General features: G+C 70.3%; 27 protein-coding genes. 19 read left to right on the plus strand and 8 right to left on the minus strand.

Annotated elements, in window-relative coordinates; translation table 11 throughout:
* From PROPJV5_RS10735 to PROPJV5_RS10745, 3 genes are all read right to left on the minus strand, one after another.
* Positions 1-149: biotin/lipoyl-containing protein (locus PROPJV5_RS10735; protein ID WP_338047474.1), on the minus strand; the 149-nt coding region annotated here is incomplete at its 3' end.
* A 304-nt stretch (positions 150-453) separates the two neighbouring features.
* Complete coding sequence (locus PROPJV5_RS10740) at positions 454-678, minus strand: hypothetical protein (protein WP_119716360.1); 225 nt, start codon at positions 676-678, stop codon at positions 454-456.
* Positions 678-1,265 carry a DUF3043 domain-containing protein gene (locus PROPJV5_RS10745; RefSeq protein ID WP_119716361.1) on the minus strand — a complete coding sequence of 196 codons (588 nt, stop codon included), beginning with the start codon at positions 1,263-1,265 and terminating at the stop codon, positions 678-680. The genes PROPJV5_RS10740 and PROPJV5_RS10745 overlap by 1 nt, the downstream gene beginning before the upstream one ends.
* Positions 1,266-1,481: 216 nt before the next feature.
* Here PROPJV5_RS10745 and PROPJV5_RS10750 point away from each other — a divergent pair, with 216 nt between their 5' ends.
* From PROPJV5_RS10750 to PROPJV5_RS10760, 3 genes are all read left to right on the plus strand, one after another.
* On the plus strand, positions 1,482-2,258 hold the full coding sequence (locus PROPJV5_RS10750) for a PspA/IM30 family protein (RefSeq protein ID WP_119716362.1): 777 nt from the start codon (positions 1,482-1,484) through the stop codon (positions 2,256-2,258).
* A 73-nt stretch (positions 2,259-2,331) separates the two neighbouring features.
* On the plus strand, positions 2,332-3,225 hold the full coding sequence (locus tag PROPJV5_RS10755) for a glycerate kinase (protein ID WP_182858695.1): 894 nt from the start codon (positions 2,332-2,334) through the stop codon (positions 3,223-3,225).
* 75 nt (positions 3,226-3,300) lie between these two features.
* Positions 3,301-3,651, plus strand: a complete 351-nt coding sequence (locus PROPJV5_RS10760) for a HesB/IscA family protein (protein WP_119716364.1) — start codon at positions 3,301-3,303, stop codon at positions 3,649-3,651.
* A 61-nt stretch (positions 3,652-3,712) separates the two neighbouring features.
* Here the strand turns inward: PROPJV5_RS10760 and PROPJV5_RS10765 are convergent, their stop codons facing one another.
* The gene (locus PROPJV5_RS10765) at positions 3,713-5,176 is read right to left on the minus strand and encodes a GuaB1 family IMP dehydrogenase-related protein (RefSeq protein ID WP_119716365.1); all 1,464 of its coding nucleotides are present in this window, start codon (positions 5,174-5,176) and stop codon (positions 3,713-3,715) included.
* A gap of 175 nt (positions 5,177-5,351) precedes the next feature.
* On the opposite strand from PROPJV5_RS10765, the gene PROPJV5_RS10770 reads away from it, so the two are divergent.
* The 3 genes from PROPJV5_RS10770 to PROPJV5_RS12435 all read left to right on the plus strand — a co-directional run bounded on the left by PROPJV5_RS10770 (position 5,352) and on the right by PROPJV5_RS12435 (position 7,831).
* On the plus strand, positions 5,352-5,870 hold the full coding sequence (locus tag PROPJV5_RS10770; RefSeq protein WP_119716366.1) for a DNA-binding transcriptional response regulator: 519 nt from the start codon (positions 5,352-5,354) through the stop codon (positions 5,868-5,870).
* On the plus strand, positions 5,870-6,919 hold the full coding sequence (trpD, locus tag PROPJV5_RS10775; RefSeq protein ID WP_119716367.1) for an anthranilate phosphoribosyltransferase: 1,050 nt from the start codon (positions 5,870-5,872) through the stop codon (positions 6,917-6,919). Before PROPJV5_RS10770 ends, trpD begins: the two co-directional genes overlap by 1 nt.
* 93 nt (positions 6,920-7,012) lie before the next feature.
* Entirely contained in the window at positions 7,013-7,831 is an 819-nt protein-coding gene (locus tag PROPJV5_RS12435) for a DUF4282 domain-containing protein (protein WP_147385434.1), read from the plus strand.
* A 31-nt stretch (positions 7,832-7,862) separates the two neighbouring features.
* Here the strand turns inward: PROPJV5_RS12435 and PROPJV5_RS10790 are convergent, their stop codons facing one another.
* From PROPJV5_RS10790 to PROPJV5_RS13095, 3 genes are all read right to left on the minus strand, one after another.
* Positions 7,863-8,573, minus strand: coding sequence for a hypothetical protein (locus PROPJV5_RS10790; protein WP_119716370.1), 711 nt, complete (start codon positions 8,571-8,573; stop codon positions 7,863-7,865).
* A 40-nt stretch (positions 8,574-8,613) separates the two neighbouring features.
* The gene (locus tag PROPJV5_RS10795; RefSeq protein WP_119716371.1) at positions 8,614-9,747 is read right to left on the minus strand and encodes a GNAT family N-acetyltransferase; all 1,134 of its coding nucleotides are present in this window, start codon (positions 9,745-9,747) and stop codon (positions 8,614-8,616) included.
* 100 nt (positions 9,748-9,847) lie between these two features.
* Positions 9,848-10,570, minus strand: a complete 723-nt coding sequence (locus PROPJV5_RS13095) for a sunset domain-containing protein (protein WP_119716372.1) — start codon at positions 10,568-10,570, stop codon at positions 9,848-9,850.
* Between the two features lie 225 nt (positions 10,571-10,795).
* Here PROPJV5_RS13095 and PROPJV5_RS10805 point away from each other — a divergent pair, with 225 nt between their 5' ends.
* From PROPJV5_RS10805 to PROPJV5_RS10855, 11 genes are all read left to right on the plus strand, one after another.
* Complete coding sequence (locus tag PROPJV5_RS10805; RefSeq protein WP_119716373.1) at positions 10,796-11,305, plus strand: peptidylprolyl isomerase; 510 nt, start codon at positions 10,796-10,798, stop codon at positions 11,303-11,305.
* Between the two features lie 87 nt (positions 11,306-11,392).
* Positions 11,393-12,496, plus strand: coding sequence for a hypothetical protein (locus PROPJV5_RS10810; RefSeq protein ID WP_119716374.1), 1,104 nt, complete (start codon positions 11,393-11,395; stop codon positions 12,494-12,496).
* An 86-nt stretch (positions 12,497-12,582) separates the two neighbouring features.
* Positions 12,583-13,374: a lysophospholipid acyltransferase family protein gene (locus tag PROPJV5_RS10815; protein WP_119716375.1), complete on the plus strand. Its 792-nt coding sequence runs from the start codon at positions 12,583-12,585 to the stop codon at positions 13,372-13,374.
* A complete protein-coding gene (locus tag PROPJV5_RS10820; protein WP_119716376.1) occupies positions 13,367-14,416 on the plus strand; it encodes a lysophospholipid acyltransferase family protein in 1,050 nt (349 codons plus the stop codon). Before PROPJV5_RS10815 ends, PROPJV5_RS10820 begins: the two co-directional genes overlap by 8 nt.
* Positions 14,417-14,437: 21 nt before the next feature.
* Positions 14,438-15,838, plus strand: a complete 1,401-nt coding sequence (locus tag PROPJV5_RS10825) for a class II 3-deoxy-7-phosphoheptulonate synthase (RefSeq protein WP_119716377.1) — start codon at positions 14,438-14,440, stop codon at positions 15,836-15,838.
* 75 nt (positions 15,839-15,913) lie between these two features.
* The gene (locus PROPJV5_RS10830; RefSeq protein ID WP_119716378.1) at positions 15,914-16,564 is read left to right on the plus strand and encodes an MBL fold metallo-hydrolase; all 651 of its coding nucleotides are present in this window, start codon (positions 15,914-15,916) and stop codon (positions 16,562-16,564) included.
* 174 nt (positions 16,565-16,738) lie between these two features.
* Positions 16,739-18,052, plus strand: coding sequence for a preprotein translocase subunit SecY (gene secY, locus PROPJV5_RS10835; protein WP_119716379.1), 1,314 nt, complete (start codon positions 16,739-16,741; stop codon positions 18,050-18,052).
* Complete coding sequence (locus PROPJV5_RS10840) at positions 18,049-18,621, plus strand: adenylate kinase (protein WP_119716380.1); 573 nt, start codon at positions 18,049-18,051, stop codon at positions 18,619-18,621. The genes secY and PROPJV5_RS10840 overlap by 4 nt, the downstream gene beginning before the upstream one ends.
* Positions 18,622-18,630: 9 nt before the next feature.
* Positions 18,631-19,464: a type I methionyl aminopeptidase gene (gene map, locus PROPJV5_RS10845; protein ID WP_119716381.1), complete on the plus strand. Its 834-nt coding sequence runs from the start codon at positions 18,631-18,633 to the stop codon at positions 19,462-19,464.
* Between the two features lie 45 nt (positions 19,465-19,509).
* Positions 19,510-19,875 (plus strand): DUF1707 domain-containing protein, encoded by a 366-nt coding sequence (locus PROPJV5_RS10850; RefSeq protein ID WP_147385435.1) that lies wholly within the window; start codon positions 19,510-19,512, stop codon positions 19,873-19,875.
* Positions 19,876-20,033: 158 nt separating this feature from the next.
* Entirely contained in the window at positions 20,034-21,020 is a 987-nt protein-coding gene (locus tag PROPJV5_RS10855; RefSeq protein WP_119716383.1) for a cation diffusion facilitator family transporter, read from the plus strand.
* Positions 21,021-21,085: 65 nt separating this feature from the next.
* Here the strand turns inward: PROPJV5_RS10855 and PROPJV5_RS10860 are convergent, their stop codons facing one another.
* Positions 21,086-21,373: a YciI family protein gene (locus PROPJV5_RS10860; protein WP_119716384.1), complete on the minus strand. Its 288-nt coding sequence runs from the start codon at positions 21,371-21,373 to the stop codon at positions 21,086-21,088.
* 289 nt (positions 21,374-21,662) lie between these two features.
* Here PROPJV5_RS10860 and infA point away from each other — a divergent pair, with 289 nt between their 5' ends.
* The gene (gene infA, locus PROPJV5_RS10865) at positions 21,663-21,884 is read left to right on the plus strand and encodes a translation initiation factor IF-1 (RefSeq protein ID WP_013160521.1); all 222 of its coding nucleotides are present in this window, start codon (positions 21,663-21,665) and stop codon (positions 21,882-21,884) included.
* 60 nt (positions 21,885-21,944) lie between these two features.
* Complete coding sequence (rpmJ, locus tag PROPJV5_RS10870) at positions 21,945-22,058, plus strand: 50S ribosomal protein L36 (protein ID WP_016667967.1); 114 nt, start codon at positions 21,945-21,947, stop codon at positions 22,056-22,058.
* Positions 22,059-22,069 lie beyond the last annotated feature (11 nt).

Consider the following 22,069-nt stretch of genomic DNA (forward strand, 5'->3'; position numbering starts at 1 on the left):
GAGGGGACCTCGGTGTCGACCTTGTCCGTGCTGACTTCCAGCAGGGCTTCGTCTGCGTCGACGTGCTCGCCCACCTCCTTGAGCCAACGGGAAATGGTGGCCTCGTTCACGCTTTCGCCCAGAGTGGGGAGAATGACTTCGGTCGACATGGTGCTACCGGACTCCTTCGCCAGAGTTCTTGGAGGATCGCCCGCCGGCACGACTCCGGTGGGATCTCTGCGGTCAGCCTAACCCCAAAGGACAGCGCGTGTCGGGCCCCGGAAGGCACGTGCGGGGTCCGGTCACCATGCCAGGAGCGAACACGACGGCACCCGGTTCGGGAGGTCCCCACGCGGAGTCGGGACTGGACCCCGGTGTTGTTGCACCGGGTTTTCTCGTTCGAGAGTCCCCCTCGGAGCCGGGACTGGATCGTCCGCGGTCCGGCCCACTGCCCTCGTCGGTGCGGTGGGACGCTCACTCCTCCTGCTCGCCGAGTCCCATCGGGCCGTAGACGAGCTCATCGTCCTCGTACAGGCTGACCGAGGAGACGCCGTAGTCGGCCAGCTCGTCGAAACTCTCACCGAGCCAGGACTCGGCGTCCTCGCGGGTGTCGAATTCGCGGCCGAGTCCGAGACCGTGACGCTCGTCCTCGCTGAGTTCGGCCTCGGGCTCGAGCTCTTCCTCCCAGCGGAAACTCATCAGTACTTCTCCCCTCGCTTGACGGCGCAGCCCGGGTTGCGGAAGCGGCGCAGGGTGATCATTCGGGACATCATGTCGGAGACCAGGCGCTTGCCCTTCGGGTTGAACCCGGGAATGCGCGCGTATGCCTCCTTCTTGTATGAGCGCCAGCGGAAGAAGACGTCCATGCCGCAGAGCAGGAAGTAGGCCCAGATGCCGATGCTGGAGACGACGGAGAGCCACGGCAGCCACTGGGTGGCCAGCATGGCGGCGATGAGGATCAGCACGACGGGCCAGGCGAACTCGCAGACCGACCAGTGCGCGTCGACATTGTTGCGCAGCAGAACGCGCTCGGGGCGGGCATTGGCGGTGCGGAAGGCCTCCTCCCGCCGCCGGTAGTCGATCTCACGGTTACGGGCCCGCTGCTCCTTCTTCGTCAGGACCGGGTGGAGGCGCTGCATGCGGGCGGCCTCGGCCTGCTTGCGGCTGGGGGTGGGAGCGTTCTTCGTGCGTGGCGCCGGCCGCTGGACGGGTGCCTCCGCCTCGGCGGCGTCCGCGACCTCCTCGTCGGCCGCCTTGGCCGTCTTCTTGAATCGCAGCGATGCCACGGGGTGCCCTTTCGTCGTGATTCCTGGCCACTGATTCTAGGCCGGTCGGCGGGATCGGGTTCAACAGACCCCACCGTGGTGTCCGGTCATGGGGACGATCCGCTTCTGATGGCGAGATGATGGTGCCCATCCGATCATTGAGGCAATAGGCTTGTGATGGTCCGCCCGTCGCGCATCCACGCGCAGGGCAACGCAGCGGAAGGATCGGACGCACCGATGGCAGGAATCTTCGAACGGCTCTCCATGATCTTCAGGTCGAAGGCGCACAAGGCCCTCGACAAGCACGAGGACCCCCGCGAGACCCTCGACTACTCCTATCAGCGCCAGCTGGAACTGTTGCAGAAGGTCCGCCGGGGTGTCGCCGACGTGGCGACCAGCCGCAAACGCGTCGAGATCCAGGGCAACCAGATCGGCCAGGAGATGGACAAGCTCACCGCCGCGGCCCAGCGTGCCCTCTCCCAAGGGCGGGAGGACCTCGCCCGCGAGGCCCTGACCCGCAAGTCCGGTCTGCAGGCCCAGCTCGACGATTTGCAGACCCAGCACGCCGCCCTGGCCGAGGAGGAGGAGAAACTCGTCCGCGCCAGCACCCAGCTGCAGGCCCGCGTGGACGCCTTCCGCACCAGGAAGGAGACCATCAAGGCGCAGTACTCCGCGGCCGAGGCCCAGACCCGTGTCAACGAGGCATTCACCGGGCTGAGCGATGAGCTCGGCGACGTCGGTGCGGCTGTCGCCCGGGCCGAGGACAAGACCGCTCAGCTGCAGGCCCGTGCCGGCGCCGTCGATGAGCTGCTCGCGTCGGGCGCCCTCAACGACCCCACCGGCACCTTCAAGGACGACATCTCCCGTGAGCTCGACGCCATGGCCTCCTCGGCCTCGGTCGAGAACGAGCTCGCAGCCATGAAGACCCAGCTCGGTCTCGACGCCGGCCCCTCCGAGCCCGCGCCTCAGCTGGAACAGGGCCGGCAGGAGCAGACCGGGAACGACCAGGCCTGACCGCCTGCACGCCGACTCCGTGGCCCCCGGCCGCGCCCGTGTCGCGCGTGACATGCCGGTACGGTGCAGACGTATGAGAGTTCTCGTGGCGGCAGGCGCGATGGCCGGCTTCGACGCCTGGCGAGCCGGAGCCAGGGTCGGCCGCGCCTGGCGGACCGTCGGCGCTGACGTCGCGCTCGTGCCCCTGGCCGAGATGGGGCCGGGCTGGCAGCAGGCCAAGGAGAACCTGGCGGGGCCGGACAACACCCTGTTCATCCCCCTCGACGGACGTGACCACGACAGCGGTCCCATGCTCTTGTCCTTCCTGAGCGGCGGCGGGCCGAGCACGCTCGTCGACGCCGTCGGGACGGGCCGGGCCGCCTCGGGCGTGGATCTCCTCGACATCGACCGGGTCCGTGACCACCTGGCCGAGCGGCCGCTCATCGGGCTGTGCCGTTCGGGCGAACAGGACACCGTGCTGGCCGGCGCACAGGGGCTGGCGGGCCGACGAGTGGACCTGCCGCTGCGCGAGCGCCTGGCCCTCGACAGGATGCTCCGGGCGTGGGCCGATCTGCTGGCCGCGAGCAGCAGCGACCCGTCCGGCCCGGCCGACGGCGCGACGCTGGCCGCCACCCCCGGATCCGGCGCCGGCGGGGGAGCGGGCGCCGTGGTCCAGGCACTCGGCGGACGAGTGCTCACCGGGCCGCAGGCCCTCGGCGAGATCGCCGACCTGGACCGGACGATCGCGGCAGCCGACCTGGTCGTCACCTGCTGCGAGGACTTCGACGTGGATGCCTGGGGCGGGCCGGTCGTCGAGTACGTCGTCCAGCGGGCCGCCGCGGCGGGACGGCCCGTCGTGGTCATCACCGCGACGAACCACGTGAACCTGACCGGTCAGCGGCGCAACGGCGTCGAGGCGGTCCACGCCATCGGTACCGGAGACATCACGGATGCGTGCCTGACATTTGCGCAGAGCTGGTTCTGGTAGAAACTTGAGGGTGAGAACCGGGCCTGCTGCCAGGCCCGGCCCCATCTGGCTGGGAAAGGCGAGAAGAGGACCGACATGACAGATACCGTGACCGAGAAGATCACCGGCGTGACACTCACCGACGCCGCAGCCGAGAAGGCCGCCGGCCTGCTGCGCGCCGAGGGCCGCGACGACCTCGCGCTGCGCATCGAGGTGCAGCCCGGCGGGTGCGCGGGACTGCGTTATCGCCTGGCCTTCGACGACGAGCAGCTCGAGGGCGACCTCGTCGACCACTACGACGGCGTCGACCTCGTCGTCGACCGGATGAGCGCCCCCTATCTCGGCGGGGCCGTCATCGACTACGCCGACACCATCGAACGGCAGGGTTTCACGATCGACAACCCGAACGCGGTGAGCACCTGCGCCTGCGGCGACTCCTTCCACTGAGCCGGCTCGCCCGCAGTGACGACCGGTTCGCGGCCCCGCGCACGTCCAGGGCCCCGGCCGGTCAGGCCCAGCTGACCGGCAGCGCGCGCCCCTCCTCGTAGCCGGATGGGGACTGCACGCCGACGACGGCCTTCTCGTGGAACTCGGCCAGGGAGCGGGCGCCGGCGTAGGTGCACGAGGACCGCAGCCCCGAGGTGATCCAGTCGAGCAGGTCCTCCACGCCCGGGCGGGCCGGGTCGAGATACATGCGTGAACTCGAGATGCCCTCCTCGAACAGCGAGGCACGGGCGCGTTCGTAGGCGCTCTGGTCCCGGGTGCGGTTGCGCACCGCGCGGGCCGAGGCCATACCGAAACTCTCCTTGTAGCGGCGCCCGTCGGCGTCGGTCAGCATCTCGCCGGTGGACTCGTTCGTCCCGGCGAACCAGGATCCGATCATCACCGAGCCGGCGCCCGCCGCCAGGGCGAGGGCCACGTCGCGGGGATGACGCACCCCGCCGTCGGCCCAGATGGCGCCGCCGGCACCGGCCGCGGCCTGGGCGCACTCGAGGACCGCCGAGAACTGGGGCCGGCCGACACCGGTCTGCATCCGGGTGGTGCACATGGCGCCGGGCCCCACCCCGACCTTGACGACGTCGGCTCCGGCGTCGATGAGGTCGAGGGTGCCCTGAGTGGTGACGACATTGCCGGCCACGATCGGTACGCGCACCCCGGTGGCGTCCGCGTGGGCGTCACGGATCGGGCGGACGCGGGCCAGGGCGTCCAGCATGCGCTCCTGATGGCCGTGGGCGGTGTCCATGACCAGCACGTCCGCGTGCGCGTCGAGCAGGGCCCTGGCCCGGCCCTCCGCGTCACCGCTGATGCCGATGGCCACGCCGATCATCAGACGGCCCTGGTCGTCCAGGGCGGGCGGGTAGATGCCGCAGCGCACGGCGCCGCGCTGACTCATGACACCGACGAGGGCGCCGTCGGCGTCCACGGCGACGGCCAGGCGGTGACGGGTCGAGGCGAGGACGTCGAAGACCCGCTGCGGCTCGGCATCGGCGTCGATGACGGTCAGGTCGGTCGTCATGACGTCGTGAACCTGCGCGAAACGATCAACACCGGCACCGTCGGCGGCCGAGAACAGGCCGATCGGGTGGTCGCCGTCGTCGATGACGACGGCCGTGCCGTGGGCCCGTTTCGGGATGAGCGCGAGGGCCTCGCCGACGGTCGCCGTCGGATCGAGCACCACGGGCGTCTCGAACCGGGTGGGGGAGGCCTTCACCCGGGTGATCGCCTTGACGACGAAGTCGACGGGGATGTCCTGGGGCAGGATGGCGATGCCGCCCCTGCGGGCAACCGTCTCGGCCATGCGACGGCCGCTGATGGCCGTCATGTTCGCGACGACGAGCGGAAGCGGCAGGCCGATACCGTCATTGCTGGTGAGGTCCACGTCGTGGCGGGAACGGACGCTGGAGCGGTTCGGTGCCATGAAGACGTCGTTGTACGTCAGGTCGTAGGCCGGCTGCTGGTTGAGGAAACGCACCAGCAGATTGTACGCATGGCCGTGTTCGGCGCGCAGTGGTGCGGTACCCGCCGCGATGTGTGGCCGGGCGGCTCTGGCCCGCGTCCGCCCGTCTCACGACGCTGCGGTGTCCGGCCGTGTCGTGAGGGGGTTACGATGGGTCAGTAATTTCCGTGCACAAGCAGAGGACGGTTCCATGAGCAACGGCGCCAGCTCCGACTCCGCAGACCTGAAGGTCATCGTCTACTCGGACGACCGCACCGTGCGTGAGCAGGTGCGTCTCGCCCTCGGACGCACCATCGCCTCGGATCTCCCTCAGCTCCAGATCAGCGAGTTCGCCACCCAGCCCGCCCTGTGGGCCGCCCTCGACGAGCAGGACTACGACGTCGCGGTTCTCGACGGCGAGGCCGTCCCGGCCGGGGGCATGGGCGTCGCCCACCAGATGAAGGACGAGTTCGCGCGCCCGCCCCTCGTCGTCCTGCTCGTGGCCCGCCCCGCCGACTCCTGGCTCGCCGCCTGGTCGAACGCGGAGGCGATCTCGCCCTATCCCGTCGACCCCATCCGCCTGCCGCAGACGGTGGCCGACGTGGTGCGTGCGGCACGCGCCGAGGACGCCACGATGCCCATGACCCCCGAGGCCTTCGGCGCCCCGGGCCAGTCGAGCCGTCACGGGCTCGATGACCGACACGACGTCCCCAAGGAGATGACGGTTTGATGACTCAACTGACCTGGCCCAATCTCATCACCGGACTCATCAATGGTCACGACCTCGACGACGAGGCCGGCGCGTGGGCCATGGATCAGCTGCTGTCCAACCAGACCAGCCCCGAGCAGATGAGCGGCTTCCTCGTCGCCCTGCGCTCCAAGGGCGAGACCAGTGCCGAACTGTCGACACTCGCCTCGGGCATGCTCGCCAAGGCACTGCCCCTGGAGCTGCCTCGCGAGGCCGTCGACGTCGTCGGCACCGGAGGGGACCGCGCCAACACGGTCAACATCTCGACGATGGCCTCCATCGTCACCGCAGCCAGCGGCCGCCCCGTCATCAAGCACGGCAACCGCGCGGCCAGTTCGATGTGCGGCACCGCCGAGTGCCTCGAGGCGCTCGGCGTCGTCATCGACCTGTCGCCCGAGGCGGAGGCGGCGGTGCTCGCCGAGACCGGCATCGTCTTCCTGTACGCCCAGCGCTACCACGCGTCGATGCGCCATCTCGGCCCCACCCGTAAGGCCCTCGGCGTGCAGACCGTGTTCAACTTCCTCGGCCCGCTGGCCAACCCGGCCAGGCCGCGCGCCCAGGCGCTCGGTGTCGCCGACGAGCGGACCGCCCCGCTCATGGCCGGTGTCCTGGCGGACCGCTGCGACCGCGGTTTCGTGTTCCACGGCACCGACGGTCTCGACGAGGTCACCACGACAGGGCCCTCGGACGTGTGGATCCTCGGGGGCGGGCGCTGCGAACGCACCATCCTCGACCCCGCCGATCTCGGCCTTCCCCCCGCCACCCGAGAGGATCTCGTCGGCGGTGACCCGGAGCACAACGCCCGCGTCGTCCGTGATGTCATGGCCGGGCGCCCCGGCCCGGTGCGCGACATCGTCACGCTGAACGCCGCTGCCGCGATGCTGGCCTTCGACGGCCCCGACTTCGACGAGCCCATCGCCGATCAGCTGCGCAGCCGCCTCGACCAGGCCCGCCGGGTCATCGACGAGGGTCGCGCCACCGAGCTGCTCGACACCTGGATCGCCTCCACCACGGCGCACGCCGACGACTGACGACGTCCTCACGGGCGGCCCCTCACCCGCGGATCTGCGCTCCGAGATGTGGGCTTGCGCCACGCCGGAGCCGTCATGGGCCATGATGGAACCATGACTGACAACCCGACAAGCACGCCCTCCGCCAGCGAGCCCGACGACTCGACGCGCATCTTCACCCCGGGGCCGAGTACCCCGTACACGGGGGACTCGCCGTCCCAGAACGTCCCGCCCGCGCCATCCCAGAGCACGGCCCCCACGTGGCGCAGCACCACGTCGGCGTCATCGGCCCCCTCCAGCACTCCGGCCCCGGAACCGACTCCCGGTTGGCGGGGGATCCCCCCGCAGACACCTGCCTCGGCCTCGAGCGCCCCTGCGGCCCCCTCGTCCGTCGCCAGCGCCTCATGGGGCACCCAGCCGGCACAGCAGCCCCAGCCGGCCCAGCAGTGGGCCGCCCCGCAGGGCCAGCCGGTGCAACAGCAGCAGTCCTGGGGGCAGAACACGGGCCAGCAGCCGGGCCAGGCGCCCCAGGGCGCCCCCTACGCCCAGCAGCAGATGCCGTATGCCGCCGCACCCCAGGCCAGCACCCCCGCCCCCGGGCAGAAGGACGGTCTGCGCGCCCTGTTCGACTTCGGTTTCACCAGCATGGTGACGCCCCTGCTCGTCAAGATCATCTACATCGTCGTGATGGTTCTGGCCGTCCTGTCGTGGCTCGCCGCCATCTTCATCAGTGTCGGCGCCGCCTCCGCCACCGACATCTACGGTCGGCGCAGTAGTGGCGGCGGGTTCCTGATCGTGCTGTCGATCCTGTTCGGCTGGATCCCCGGTGCGCTCGACATTCTGGTCACCCGGGTGCTCTGCGAGTTCGTCCTGGCGAGCCTGAAGACCCAGCGCGCGGCCGAGGAGATCCTCGCGCACCTGAAGTCCGAGTGACCGTCCCGGCGCGACCTGCCGAGTCCTGGCGTCAGGGCGTTGCCGGCGGCCAGGCGAGGCAGGCGTAGGCGCCGAGCCACAGCGCCGGCCCGTAGGGGAAGGGCCCGTGACGGGTGCTCCCCATGGCATGGATGATCCCGGTCGCCGCGCCGATGACGGCTGTCGCCATGACGGCAGCCACGGCGGCGGCCGGGCCGGTGCCGGCGGCGCCTGTCGCACCGGTCAGCGCGCCGAGCCCGACGGCCAGGCGGACGTCGGCGAAACCCAGGCCCGCGCCGGCCCGCCAGACCACCCAGAAGAAACCGCCCACACCCCCGGCCCCGGCGAGCGCGCCCACGACGAGCCGCGGTTCGCCGGCCAGGGCGGCGCCCAGCAGCAGTGCCGCACCCAGTTCGCCGAGCACCAGTCTCGTCAGGCCCCGGGGGATCCACGTCGAGGCGGCGTCGACCCCGGCCAGGACGACCCCGCCCGAACCCCAGATGAGCCAGGCCGGGGCAACCGGCCCGGCCATCACCGTCGCGGCCGAGCCGGCCGCGACGCCGAGCAGACAGGTGAGCCGTACCCGCCCGCCGGCGGCGAGTTCGGCATAGGGGGTCTTCTCGGACGCGCCCGGCACGGTGGGCGCGGGCTCGGGCTGGCGGGCCAGGAGCCGCAGGTGGATCGCGGCGAGCAGCAGTGCCGACACGAGGCACAGGACCCAGCAGAGCAGCCGGGCCGGCACGGCCGGGGGTGAGGTGGCCATGAGGCCGAGCCTAGGGGCCCCACGACCCGGCCGGAAGGGTTCAGGACGACCTGTGGACGGTGGGGCCGTCGCGGCGACCGCCGCGGGCGAGCACGCCGGCCACATCGGGACGGAAGAAACCGGGCCCCTTGAGGACCTTGCCGTCGGCGCGGTAGAGGGGCCTGCCGTCGGCGCCCAGCTTCGACATGTTCGAACGCTGCACCTCGGCGAGCACGGCCGGCAGGTCGATGCCGGTCTCGAGCGCCATGCCGTAGACCACGTAGACCAGGTCGGCCAGCGCATCGGCCGTCTCCACCAGATCGCGCGCGTTCTCGTCGGCGGCGACCGCCCGGGTGAAGGCCTCCTCGACGATCCTCCGGGACGAGGACCCGTAGACCGCGCCGACGAGCTCGGCGAATTCCTCGGCGATGAGGCCCATGCGCATGTGCAGGTGCTCGCGCTCCAGGCTCGGGCCGTCCTCGACGATCGGCAGCCCGTAGACGCGGTGGAAACGTGCCACCAGGCCCTCGGGGGAGTCGCCCTCGCGGGTGCCGGTGGCGTCGGTCGGCGTCACCGTCTCGCGGCCGTTCCCGCGGGGCCGTCGGGAGGGCGTCGGGCCGTCCCAGGGGGCCTGCGGGCTGCGGGGGTCATCGGGCAGCAGGTCGGCCAGCCACATGTCATGACGCCGTCCGTCGTTGACCGCGGCGCCTCGCAGCCTGCCCTGCTTGTGGAATCCCGTCTTCCACGCGATCCGCCAGCTCGCCCAGTTCGGGACGCCGTCATGGATCTCGGCCCGCCACAGCAGGCGCTCGGCGCCGATCTCACCCTGCGGGTCGAAGGCGGCATCGACGAGGGCCCGCACTGCGCGGCTCGTCACACCCCGCCCCCGGGCCGCCTCACTCGTCCAGTATCCGATCTCCCAGGTTCCCAGCGGGCGGGCCTGCAGACTCACCATGCCGACCGGTTCGCCGCCGGCGGTGGCCCGCACCGCCCACATCGGGTGGGCACCGGTCTGCCAGCCGGTCTGCACGGCATCGGTCACCAGGCGCCGCGCATCGGCCGCTGTGAAGCCGGACCGGATCGTCGTCCACTCCGCGATGCTCGGTTCGGCGCAGATGCGGGCGAACGCGTCGACGTCATCCGGTGTCGGGGCCGACAGGACCAGGCCGTCTGCGGTGATGCGGAAGGGCTCCATGTCGGACGAGCCTACTGCCGACGCCCTGACCCGCCCCACTCACGCACGAGGGGTCCCGCCATGGCGGGACCCCTCGTGGTCAACGGGTGAGTGGTGGGCGTCAGCGCTGGGCCTTGGTGAAGCCGGCCGCCTCGGCCGCCTCACTGGAGACGAACCACACGTCGGCGTTGGTGCGGCTGTAGCCGGCGCCATCGGGGGTGTGGTACTTCATCGAACGCTCGTTGCCCTTGATGGTGTAGCCCTCGGGCGGGTTGGTGCCCAGGTAGGCGCCCTCGCCGTAGTCCTTGTCGCTGGTCGCCGCGATGGGCTCGGCCGGGACCTCGGCGGCCTCCTCGACGGCCGTCGCGGGCTCGGTGGCGGCGGCCTCACTGAAATCGGTGGTCACGTCATCATCACCGAAGGCCCCGCTGGGCTCGTGCGGGGTCCAGCCGTCATCCTTGGGCATGAGGATCTGGCGGACGGCGAGGAAGACGACGCCGACCACGGCGGCGATACCGAGGCAGGTCAGCAGACGATGGCGCTTCTTGGCCGGCTTGGCCGCCTCGGGCAGGTGCTTCTTCAACGGATCGGGCAGGTCGTCGGCCTTCTCACGCACGGTGTCGAGCACCTCTCCGCCACGACGGGTGGCCTCGACGACGTATTTGTTGTCGGCGGCCCTCTCGAGCACATCGGTCAGGTTCTCGTTGAGGTTCTCCAGGCCGTCCTTGACGGCGTCGCGGGTCTGGTCGTACAGCGGCCCGACCTTCTCGGCGGCTGCACTGATGGTCTCGCGGGCGTTCTCGCCGGCGACGGCCATGGACTTCTTGAAGGTCTTCTTCGACATGGGACTCTCCGATGATCGACTGGTTGCTCGTGATCGAGCCTGCTCGTGGTCGAGCTGTCGCCAGCCTACAGTCGCCCCGGCCCCCCGCGGGCCGGGCAGGGCTCGGTTCAGGGTGATGCGCGACCTCGAACCGAACCCGGGGCGGCCCCGGGGAGCCCTGGATGGCATTGAAAGGCCTGGGAGGATGGGGGGCGTCCTCGTACCGACAGCTGAAAGGGGAGGCACGTGACCCAGGCCGTCCTGCACACCAACCACGGCGACATCACGCTCGACCTGTTCGACGACTTCGCTCCCAAGGCGGTGAAGAACTTCGTCGAGCTCGCCAACGGCACGCGTGAGTACCTCGACATGAACACGGGCCAGCGGAGCACCGCCCCGTTCTACGACGGCACGATCTTTCACCGCGTCATCGACGGGTTCATGATCCAGGGCGGTGACCCCACGGGAACCGGCCGCGGTGGCCCCGGCTATCGCTTCGCCGACGAGTTCTACCCGGACCTGACCTTCTCGAAGCCGTACCTGCTGGCCATGGCGAATGCCGGCCCCGGCACCAACGGCTCGCAGTTCTTCATCACGGTCGCCCCCACCCCGCACCTGAACATGCGGCACACGATCTTCGGCGAGGTGAGCGACGAGGCCTCCAAGAAGGTCGTCGACGAGATCGCCGCCGTGCCGACCGGCGCGGCCGACCGTCCCGTCGAGGACGTCGTGATCACCACGGTCGAGATCATCTGAGCACCCCGCGGCCCCGGCGCGAGGCGGCCGCGGCGGGTCGCGCGCTCGGCGCAGAGCGGCTCCGGGAACCGGACCCGAGGAGGGACGATGAGTATCGCGGTGGCCGGACGCCGGGTGGTGCCCGCGGTGGCCCTGTCCCTCGTCCTGCCGTTGGTGGCCTGCGCCCCTTCCGGGTCGGCCGGCGCTGTCGGCGTCCTCGAGATGCTCAACGCCTCGATCGCCGACATGGACCGCGACCGGTTCGACGAGGCGCTCGACCAGTCGATCCCGCAGTCCACCCGGGACATGTGGTGGTCCAACCTCGCCCAGCTGAGCGAGGTCGATTTCGCCGGCACCGTCGACGGCTGGCGGGTGGACTGGTCCCTTCCGGGCGAGCAGGCCGCGGCCACCCATGTGGTGAACCTGGACATCGGCTGCGCCGGCACGTCCTGCCGCATCACCCGGATCGAACCCGTGCCCTCCCGGCCGGCCCCGGGATGGCTCGTCGAGCCGGTCGACGTCACCACCGTCGACGGCGCCGTCCTCATCGCCGGCCGGGGTGCGATCGACGTGACGGCCGCCGCTGCCACGGCCACCGCAGCCGTCGACGACTCGGGCATGGCCCTGCTGGACACCGACTCCCGGGCGCCCATGCCCGTCGAGGTGCCGGCCACGGACAGTGCGTACGCGCTGGTCACCGGGGCTCCGGCAGCCGAGACCCGGGGGCTGGGCGCGCTCACCCGCCGCACCGGTGACGCGGTCCGTGTCGTCGTCAACCCCGCCCATGCCGAGCAGTGGAGCCCCGCCCAGCAGGCCATGCTGCTGACGCATGAGGCGGTGCACTGGCGCCTGGCGGGCCACGGCACCCCGACCGGCGGCAACACGTGGGTGAGTGAGGGCCTGGCCGAGTGGCTCGCGTTGTCCCGGAACGCCGACGAGCGGGCCTCCAGCCAGACGCGGGCCGTCCAGGCCTGCCGGGACTCCGGCGGAGCCCCGGCCCTGCCCGCCGACGAGGACTTCAGGGCGACCGACGACGCCGATGCCCTGCGCGGCGCCTACGCACTCAGCTGGGCCGCCGTCAGCGAACTCGTCGCCGAGTCCGGCCCCGGTGCCGCAGGGGACCTCGTCGAGCTGCTGTGGACGACCCCCGCGGGCCAGGTGGACCAGGTCCCCGACGTCCTCACCCGCTGGTGCGCGTCGAACGCACCCTGAGCCGTTCTCAGGGGCAGGGCCGACGCGCCCTGCCGGGCCCACCTGCCTCCCGGGCCGCGGCGGCGTCTCCCGATAGAGTGAGAGACGTGTGGTACCGCTTCTTCAAGTACGCATTGTTCCGCCCCGGCGTGAAACTGCTCATGCACCCCGACCTGGTGGATGAGCAGAACATTCCCGCCAGGGGCGGGGCAGTGCTCGCGAGCAATCACCTCGACGCAGGCGACACCTTCACCCTGCCGGCGATGATGAAGCGCCGCCTCATCTGGCCGGCCAAGAAGGAACTCTTCGAGGGCAAGGGCCCCAGGATGAGGATCGTCGCCTGGTTCCTGCGCGCAGTCGGTATGGTGCCACTCGACCGCTCGGGCGGCCGGGCCAGCGTCGACGCGATGGGGCCGGTCGAGGCCGAGCTGGCCGCCGGCAACATCATCGGCATCTTCCCCGAGGGCACCCGCACCCCCGACGGAAATCTCTACCGCGGCCACACCGGCGTCGCCCGCCTGGCCCTGGAGAACGGCGTACCCGTCATCCCCGTCGGCATGGTCAACACCCGCCTGCGCAAGGGCCTGTTCGGCCTGCCCACCATGAAGGATGCCCGCATCATCATCGGCGAACCACTCGACTACACGCCCTGGCGCGGACAGGCCGACTCGGTGCGCGTGCTGCGCTGGGTGACCGATGACGTCATGGCGCACATCCAGGACCTGAGCGGCCAGGACTACGTGAACGTCTATGCGACCAGGGTGAAATACGGCAACCTCAAGGGCAAGGACCTGACCCGATTCACCCGGGTCAGGGCCAACGACGGCCTCGAGACTCCCCCCACCGACGCAGAACTGGCCGCCCAGGCGGCCGCCGGGCCCGGCGAGAACGATGAGTGACGAGAGCGCCTACGACGACCCGCGGCAGCCGGACCAGGCCGCCGGGCCCCCCGGCGGCGCCGGCGAGGCCGGTGTGGCCCGGGCCGCGGCCGACCCCGTGCCGGAAGCCGAACCGGGCCCGGCCGACCGACCCGTCACCGATGACGGCGCGGACCGGGACGACGCTGCCGCCGCCCGCCCCGAACCGTCGGAGAGCCCCGGATCCCCGCCCACCCCGGACGAGTTGACCAGGGTCGAACAGGTTGCGAGGCCGGGGCATGTCCGGGCCGCATGGAACTGGACCCGCCGCGCGGCCAGGACCACCCAGCAGGCCCTGTCCGTGCACGCCGAGGGCCTGCAGAACCTGCCCGAGGGCGGCGCGATCCTCGCCGCCAACCACGTCTGGGCCGGCGACTTCAGCCGTCTTCGCGCGGTGCTCGACCGTCCGGCTCGCCTGGCCGCCGGATCATCCAGCCGCCTGCTGCGCAGGCGGGTCCGCATCGACGACCCCCTGCAGGGCGATGACGCGGCCCAGGTCCTCGCCGGCGGCGGCCTGGTCGTCGTCTTCCCCGAGGGCGCCCCCAGCCCCGACGACGACATCCACCGCGGCGGCACTGACGTGGCGTGGCTGGCCCTGACCGCCAGGGTCCCGGTCGTGCCCGTCGGCATCGTCCCTGCGAGGGCCGGCCACCGGCTGCTCAGACCAGTCACCGACCGGGCCCTCGGGCCGACAGTGGTCTTCGGCGAGCCCCTGGACTTCTCACGCTTCTGGGAGATTCCCGCGCTCAGCTACGCCCTCGACGGGGTCCTGCTGCGTGGCGTCACCGATGAGATCATGAACGCGATCGTGGCCCTCACCGGTCGCACCTACTCCGACACCACGCCGGCCCAGGCCAGGGAACTCGCCGCGGCCGCCCGCAGGCAGCGGGCCTGGGCGAGAGCCAGCGAGTACCCGACCGTCTCCCAGATGCGCCGCGCGGAGGCGGAGCGCCGTGAGATGTTCCGCGAACGCGACGAACAGGACCTGGCCAGGGCCGCGGCACGGGCCCGCACCGGCCGTTGAGATCGGTGCACCCCGGGTGGCATTATCCTTGGGAAGGTGCCCGAGCTGATTCCATCACTGAGTGACCTGCATGCCATGCCCCAGGTGCAGCAGCCGCACTATGATGACGCCTCAGAGGTCACCCGCGTCATCCACGAGCTGAGCAGCCTGCCCCCGCTCGTGTTCGCCGGGGAGTGCGACGACCTGCGCGAACGCATCGCCAGGGCGGCGGCCGGCAAGGCCTTCATCCTGCAGGGCGGCGACTGCGCCGAGACCTTCGACAGCGTCCAGGCCAACCCGATCAAGGCCAAGCTGCGCGTCCTGCTGGCGATGAGCGTCGTGCTCACCTACGCCGCGCAGGTGCCGGTCGTGAAGATCGGCCGCCTGGCGGGCCAGTACGCCAAGCCCCGCAGCAAGGACACCGAGACCCGGGGCGACCTCACCCTGCCCGCCTACCGCGGTGACGCGGTGAACGGCTTCGACTTCAACGCCGAGGCCCGCCGCCACGACCCGCAGCGCCTGCTCGGCATGTACAACGCCTCGGCGGCCACGCTCAACCTGGTGCGCGCCTTCGTCAAGGGGGGTTTCGCCGACCTGCGCCGGCTGCACGCCTGGAACGCCAGCTTCGTCAAGGACTCCCACGTCGAGGACAACTACGAGCGCATCGCCGACGAGATTCAGCGCGCCCTCGGGTTCATGACCGCCTGCGGCGTCGACGCCGACACCATGCGCACCGTCGACTTCTACGCCAGCCACGAGGCCCTGCTGCTCGACTACGAGTACGCGATGACCCGCATCGACTCGCGCAGCGCGCGGCCCTACGACACCTCGGGCCACATGGTCTGGATCGGTGAACGCACCCGCCAGCCCGATGGGGCCCAGGTGGAGCTGCTCAGCCACGTGCACAACCCGCTGGGCGTCAAGCTCGGCCCGACGGCGACCGCCGAGGAGGCCCTGGCCATTGCCGACCGACTCGACCCGGACCGGGTGCCCGGTCGTCTCACCTTCATCACCCGGATGGGTGCCGACAAGGTGCGTGACAGGCTGCCCGCCCTCGTCGAGGGCGTTGTGGCATCGGGGCGGGAAGTGGCCTGGGTGTGCGACCCCATGCACGGGAACACCTTCGAGACCCCCAAGGGCTACAAGACCCGCGAGTACGCGGCCGTCGTGGAGGAACTCAACGGCTTCTTCGACGTCCACGAGCAGCTGGGCACCTGGCCCGGCGGCGTCCACATGGAGCTCACCGGCGACGACGTCACCGAGTGCCTCGGAGGCGCCTTCCAGCTGTCCGAGGCCGACCTGGCCGAACGCTACGAGACGACCTGCGATCCCCGCCTGAACCGCAACCAGAGCCTCGAGATGGCCTTCATGATCGCCGAGCGCCTCAACAGCTACCGCGCCAAGTACGTCCCTGCCGAGCCGACACCCGACTGGTACGAGTGAGCCGCATCGCCCCGCCCCTGCGCCGGTTCCGCCTGGTGGTTCGTCGTGCGGGCCCGGTGGCGGCATAGTGGGACCATGCAGATCACGCGTTTCGGCCACTCATGTCTCCTGGTGGAGACCGGCCACGCCCGGATCCTCGTCGACCCGGGCAACTACTCCGACGGATGGACCGACCTCGGCGGGCTCGACGCCGTGTTCGTCACGCACCGTCATCCCGACCATGTCGACCCGGCGCGTTTCCCCGGGTTCGTCGCCGACCGTCCCGGCCTCGCCGTGTACGCCGAGGCCGGTGTCCTCGCCGACGTCGCCACGCCCGGGGGTGTGGCGCTCGAGGCCGGCCGGCAGGTCGCCGTCAAGGACGTCCGTGTCACCGCGGTCGGCGGCCGCCACGCGGTGATCCATCCCGAGATCCCGCGCATCGGCAATGTCGGCCTGGTCTTCGCCGCCCCGGGCGAACCCGTGCTCTTCCACCCCGGCGACGAGATCGACACCGCCCCCCGGGACGTCGACGTGCTGGCGGTGCCGATGATGGCGCCGTGGAGCAAGGTCAGTGAGACCGTCGAGTTCGTCCGCGCCGTGGGCGCCCGCTTCGTCATCCCGATCCACGACGGCCTGCTCAACGACCGCGGTTTCGCGCTCATCGCCGACCGGGTCACCCTCATGGGCGGCGGCGAGTTCGTGCCGCTCGGCAGCGGATGGCCCTGGACGGTGCCCGTCGTCCGGTGAGTCGGCGGCGTTGAACCGTCCCCGAGCGGGCCCGACAGGCACGGTCTGGCGGGGCCGCGACGTCCGGGATTCACTCGGCCCGGTCAAACGGGGTACGCTGTTCGAGTTGCGCCATGGCCCCCGGCGCCCGTCGCCGGGTGGGCGGTCCATCAGCAGCCAACAGAGAGTGCAGTTGTGATTTCGGCTTTCCTCAACGCGTTCCGGTCCCCGGACCTGCGCAAGAAGATCCTGTTCACCCTGATGATCCTCGTGATCTTCAGGCTGGGGGCCTCCATCCCCACCCCCAACGTGAACATCTCCGCGATCCAGCAGTGCGCGGCCGATGCCACCACGGGTGACGCGGCCGGCGCCTACGCGATGATCAACCTGTTCAGCGGCGGCGCGCTGCTGCACCTGTCGGTCTTCGCGCTGGGCATCATGCCGTACATCACGGCGTCGATCATCCTGCAGCTGCTGACCGTCGTCATCCCGCACCTGGAGAACCTCAAGAAGGAGGGCTCCACCGGGCAGGAGACGATCACCAAGTACACGCGCTGGGTCACGGTCGTCCTCGCCGTCCTGCAGGCCACCAGCTTCACGATGCTGGCCGTCTCCGGCCAGCTGTACAGCACCTGCACCCAGTCGGTCGTCTACGACACCGGTATCTTCTCGATCGTCGTCATGATCCTCACCATGACCGCCGGCACCTCGCTCATCATGTGGCTCGGCGAGCTCATCACCGACCGCGGCATCGGCAACGGCATGTCGATCCTCATCTTCACCCAGATCGCGGCGCGTTTCCCGAGCTCGATGTGGGCCATCCGCACCGCCCACCCCGGGAACCAGGGCTGGCTGCTCATGATCATCGTCGTCGCCGTCGGCCTGCTGGTCATGGCCGGGGTGGTCTTCGTCGAGCAGGCGCAGCGGCGCATCCCCGTGCAGTACGCCAAACGCATGGTCGGCAACCGTCTCATGGGCGGGTCCAGCACCTACATCCCGCTGAAGGTCAACCAGGCCGGCGTCATCCCGGTCATCTTCGCCTCCTCGATCCTGTACCTGCCCTCGCTCTACCTGATCTTCCGGCCGACCGGGAAGGCCTCGGAGTGGATCGCCGCGAACCTGGCGGGCACCGGGGACAGCCTCGTCTACAACGTCATCTACCTGCTGCTCATCATCTTCTTCACGTACTTCTACGTGGCGATCACCTTCGACCCGGTGGAGATCAGCGACAACATGCGCAAGTACGGCGGCTTCATCCCCGGCGTCCGGGCCGGCAAACCCACGGAGGACTACCTGGCGTACGTCCTGAGCAGGCTGACCGCTCCGGGATCGCTCTACCTGGCGGTCATCTCGCTCATCCCGACGCTGGCCATCATCTGGATCAACGCCGACCAGAACTTCCCCTTCGGCGGCACGAGTCTGCTCATCATGGTTGGTGTCGGTCTCGACACCATGAAACAGGTGGAGTCCCAGCTCCATCAGCACAACTACGAAGGGTTCCTCAGATGAGACTGTTGATCATGGGCGCCCCCGGGGCGGGCAAGGGCACGCAGGCCGTCGGCATCGCCGAGCACTACGGCATTCCGGCGATCTCCACCGGTGACATCTTCCGGGCCAACGTGAAGCAGGGCACCGAGCTGGGTAAGCAGGTCAGCGCCATCATGGCCGCCGGCAACTACGTGCCCGACGAACTCACCGAACAGATCATCACCAACCGGCTCGACGAGGCCGACGCGGCCGACGGCTGGCTGCTCGACGGTTTCCCCCGCACCCTGCACCAGGTCGAGGCGCTCGGGGCCTACCTGGCGGAGCACTCCGCCGGTCTGGATGCCGTGATCTGCCTCGACGTCGACCCGGAGGACCTCATCGCCCGGCTCCTCAAGCGCGCCGGCATCGAGGGCCGTGTCGACGACAACGAGGAGACCATCCGCCACCGCATGGACGTCTACCTGGAGTCCACCCAGCCCCTGCTCGACACCTACGAGCAGCAGGGCCTGCTCGTGAGGGTCGACGGCAACGGCACCGTCGAGGAGGTCGGTGCCCGCATCACCGCCGCCGTCGACGCCTTCGTGGCCTGACCCGGGCCCATGCGCGAGCGAATCGAGATCAAGACACCCGACCAGATCCGCCTCATGCGCCGGGCCGGGCTGGTGACCGCCGAAGGCCTCGAGGCGATGAGCGCCGCCGCACGGCCGGGCGTCACCACGGGGGAGCTTGATCGGATCGGCCGTGAGGTGCTGGCCAGGCGCGGCGCCCGGAGCAACTTCCTCAACTACGGCGCCGGCTGGGGTTACCCGCCCTTCCCCGGCGTGGCCTGCATCAGCGTCAATGAGGTCGTCGTCCACGGCATCCCCGGTGAACGCGTCCTCGCCGAGGGGGACATCGTCTCCATCGACTTCGGCGCCATCGTCGAGGGCTGGCACGCCGATGCCGCCCGGACCGTCGCCGTCGGCGAGGTCGACGAGCCGTCCCGTACCCTCTCCGAGGTGACCCGCCGGTCCATGTGGGACGGCATCGCCCGGATCCGCGCCGGCGCCCGCGTCGGCGACGTCTCCCACGGAGTCGAGTCCTCGGTCGGTTCGCACGGCCGCTCGTACGGCGTGCTGCGCGAGTACACCGGGCACGGCATCGGTACCGCCATGCACCAGCCCCCGGACGTGCCGAACGTCGGTCGCCCGCGCAGGGGTCCACGCATCGTCGCCGGCATGTGCCTGTGCGTCGAACCCATGGTGACCCTCGGCGGTGAGGAGGTCGTCGAGCTCGACGACGGATGGACCGTCGTGACCCGGGACTCCTCACGGGCCGCGCACTGGGAGAACACGGTGGCCGTCATGCCCGACGGCCTGTGGGTGCTCACCGAACCCGACGGCGGCGAGGCCGAACTCGGGGGCAGGGGAGTCCGGTTCGCCCCGCTGGGCTGAGCGGGCGGGCGCGGCCGGTGCCGGCGGGTCGCATAGGCTGTTGTCATGACGAACATGCCGGTGCCCGGGGAGCAGTTCGAGCGCGACCGGTCGCGCCTCAATGACCTCCTGGGCGCCGCCTACACCGGCGGTCACCTCGACCTGGCCGACTACCGTGAGCTGCAGGACGAACTGTTCACCGCCGGCAGCAGGGCCGAGCTCGCCAGGATCGGCGAGAGACTGCCCGCGCAGTACCGCTTCAGCGACCCCGCAGGGTCCAGCAATGACGTCGCCCTCGCCCCCGGGCAGGTCAACGACCCCTCGATCCGCCCCGACAGCACCCCCGCTGTCAGGGCCTCGTCGTGGTTCGGCATCGGCGCCGCGGTGGTGCTCGTGGCGGTCGTCGTACTGCTCCTGGTGGCACTTCTCTGACAAGCCGCGGAGTGAGGATCATTCGCAGCTGATTCGGCCTCCTGACCAGGGGAATCGGTGGCGGGCGGGATGTTCTGGCCGCATGCTGGTCCCAGCACTGGATTTGTGGACTGAGGCAGCCCTAAGGTTTGGTCCGAGTGGATCGAACAGGAGGACTGATGCAGCACGACCACGCCCACGGCGCTCCCGGCGGGCACCGGCCAGGCGGATCCGATGAGGTGCACGAGCACCATCACCACGACCACGGCGTGACCGTCACCGCCACCACTCGCCGCGGCCCCCTGTGGGGGGCGCTTCTGCTCCTGCTCGCCTTCATGCTGGTCGAGGTCGTCGTCGCGCTGCTGACCGGCTCCCTCGCCCTGCTGTCCGACGCCGGCCACATGCTCACCGATGCCGCGTCGATCGCCATCGCCCTGTGGGCCGCCAAGCTGGCGGTCCGCCCGCCGAAGGGGTCCATGACCTTCGGGTGGCGCAGGGCCGAGATCATCTCCGCGATGGTCAACGGCGTGAGCCTGCTGGTGGTGGCCGTCATCGTCCTCGTCGAGGCCATCGAACGCCTCGTCGACCCGCCCGAGGTCGACGCCGTCCCCGTCATGATCGTGGCGGTGATCGGCATGGTCGTCAACGTCGTCGACGTCCGCCTCATCGCCGCGGCCAACCGCACCAGCCTGAACGTCGAGGGCGCCTACCAGCACATCCTCACCGATCTGTTCGGGTTCATCGGCACCCTCGCCGCGGCGGCCGTCATCCTCGTCACCGGCTGGATGCGGGCCGACGCGATCGCCTCACTCATCGTCGTCCTCCTCATGGTGCGGGCCGGCGTGCCGATCACCGCGAAGGCAGTGCGCATCCTCATGGAGGCGGCACCCTCCGATCTCGACCTGGACGAGGTACACCGGCACCTGCTCGACGTCGACCACGTCAAGGCGGCCCACGACCTGCACGCGTGGACCGTCACATCGGGCGTCACCGCGGTGAGCGCGCACGTCATCATCGCCGACGAGTGCTTCACCGACGCCCATGCCAACCAGATCCTCGACGAACTGGACGAGTGCCTGGCCGCACACTTCGGTATCGACCACTCCACCATCCAGCTCGAGCCGGCCAAACACCAGGAGCACGAGCACAACACGACGAGCGTGTGAGCCCCCGAAACGACGACAGCGGCCCGCAGCCCGTGAGGCCGCGGGCCGCTGCGGGTGGCAGAGGGTCAGGGCTGGGCGAAGATACCGGTGACCGGGTTCCACTCGATGACGCTGCGGTCGGAGACGATGCCCTCCGTGACCATCGGGTCGGCATCGCTGAGCGCGGTGGCGGCGGCCTCGTCGGGGGCCTCGACGATGAGCAACGCCCTGACCGGGTCGGTGCCCAGCAGGGGGCCCGCCGCCTTGAGCGAGCCGGCGGCGTACAACTCGCGCAGATAGGCCCGGTGCACCGGACGGACCGCATCGGCGTCCTTGGCCGGATCGTAGGTGTAGTTGATCGTGAAGAAGGACATCATTGCTCCTCGGGATGCGTCGACTGGCACTCCCAAGCAAAGCAGATCACGCCCTCGGGCGCGCGCCACCCCGCCCAGCGGGCAGCCGGCCGGTTCGTGGTCGCCGCAGCCGAGCGGGGGCGCGGGCGGTTGCCGCGGGCCGGCGGCGGATTTGGGCGCCGGGCCCAGGTGGCATAACATTGACCGTCGGTTCATTGTGTCCGGTGATGCCCGCATGGTCGCATGCGGGTGTCCGTGTGGTTTCGGCCGTCGGGCACGTCCAAGCGTTCGATCAAGAGATTGAGAGTCTATGGCCAAAAAAGAGGGAGCCTTGGAGCTCGAGGGCACAGTCGTCGAGGCCCTGCCCAATGCGATGTTCCGCGTTGAGCTGGACAACGGCCACAAGGTGCTGTCGACGATCAGCGGGAAGATGCGTCAGCACTACATCCGCATCCTGCCCCAGGACCGTGTCGTCGTGGAGCTCTCCCCCTATGACCTGACGCGTGGACGCATCGTCTACCGCCACAAGTAATCACGTCACACCCATGACCGTGGGGCATCGTGCCCCGCGGCCCATTCAAGGAGAGGCTCGATGAAGGTTCAGCCGAGCGTCAAGAAGATCTGCGACAACTGCAAGGTGATCCGTCGCCGCGGTGTCGTCCGGGTGATCTGCACCAACCCGCGCCACAAGCAGCGCCAGGGCTGAGCACCCGCTCT

Origin of the sequence: Propionibacterium ruminifibrarum (genome assembly GCF_900289195.1) — a bacterium.
In the GTDB taxonomy this organism is placed as follows: Bacteria; Actinomycetota; Actinomycetes; order Propionibacteriales; family Propionibacteriaceae; genus Propionibacterium; species Propionibacterium ruminifibrarum.